This is a genomic window from Belliella filtrata, from assembly GCF_022549775.1.
Classification (GTDB): Bacteria; Bacteroidota; Bacteroidia; order Cytophagales; family Cyclobacteriaceae; genus Belliella; species Belliella filtrata.
Genome location: NZ_JAKZGP010000140.1, coordinates 1 through 1,203, shown reverse-complemented (window position 1 = coordinate 1,203; position 1,203 = coordinate 1). Strand labels below are relative to the sequence as shown.

The window sequence follows — 1,203 nt, the reverse complement described above, 5'->3', positions numbered from 1 at the left end:
AATATTTTTTATCATGTCATTCAAAACAGCACTTCAACGGGATCTGGACAGGTTTTATAAAGCACTATCCAATGATGATTTCAATATCAGGGAGGTTACCAAGGGTGCATTGAGCCAAGCAAGGGCCAAGTTAAATCCATGGGCATTCAGGCGTTTGAACGAGGTCGCCGTTGCAGGATTTTATTCGGAGGCTTCCTATTATGTCTGGCATGGTATGCGTGTTTTGGCTGTAGACGGCAGTAGGCTGATGCTTCCCCGGCATGAAACGGTCATTGAGGAATTCGGGGAGCACAGCTTTGGTCCCAAGGCGGATTCGAAACGTTCGATGGCTATATGCTCGATGCTTTATGATGTGCTCAACCACCTGACCATAGATTCAGAAATAGCCCCATATTCTGCAAGTGAGCGGGACTTGCTGATGCTTCATCTTGAGAAGGTGAATAGTGGAGATATTTTGTTGCTTGACAGGGGTTATCCCTGTTTTTGGCTGTTATTCCTGCTAAAAGCAAAAGGAATCGAGTTCTGTGTCAGGCTCAAAGACAATTGGTGGCTTGAGGTGAATGAATTCAGAAAAAGTCCTGAAAGAGAAAAAGTGGTAAAATTCAATCTTCCCAAAAAGGACAGGGAAAAGCTTTCAGAGCATCAGGAAATATGGGAAAGAGAATTGGAATGCAGACTGGTAAAAGTTGAGCTTGACAATGGGGAGATAGAGATACTGTGTACATCACTGCTTGATAGCCAAAAGTATGACGCAGAGGAGTTTGGTGGCCTATACCACCTGCGATGGAACGAGGAAGAAGCATATAAGCTACTTAAAAGCAGGGTGGAACTTGAGGCATTTTCAGGCAAGACGGCAAAGGCAGTCAAGCAGGATTTCCATGCAAAGGTTTTCCTGATGACCATGTGCGCTGCATACGCACATCCCATAGAAGAGAAAGTCAAAGCAGAATACGAAGCAGATAAGCAAGAAGGAAAACATGGGCAAAAGATCAACAAAACAAACGCCTTGGCAATGATGATGGACATGGCCATACCCATGTTTATAAAGAAGAAGTTCAGCGAAGCTTTGAACGCATTCGATGATTTAGTCTACAAAACTCGGGAAGTTGAAAGACCAGGTAGAAAGCTACCCAGGCTCAAAAAGCCAAAAAAACCTCATTATATGAATTATAAACCAATTTAATCCTTAACTAAACGACATTG

General features: G+C 43.2%; 1 protein-coding gene. It reads left to right on the top strand.

Features of this window, described 5'->3' with window-relative positions:
- Nucleotides 1-1,183, top strand: a 1,183-nt coding sequence (locus tag MM239_RS20775) for an IS4 family transposase (protein WP_241350246.1), incomplete at its 5' end; no start/stop codon positions are given.
- Nucleotides 1,184-1,203: the final 20 nt, after the last annotated feature.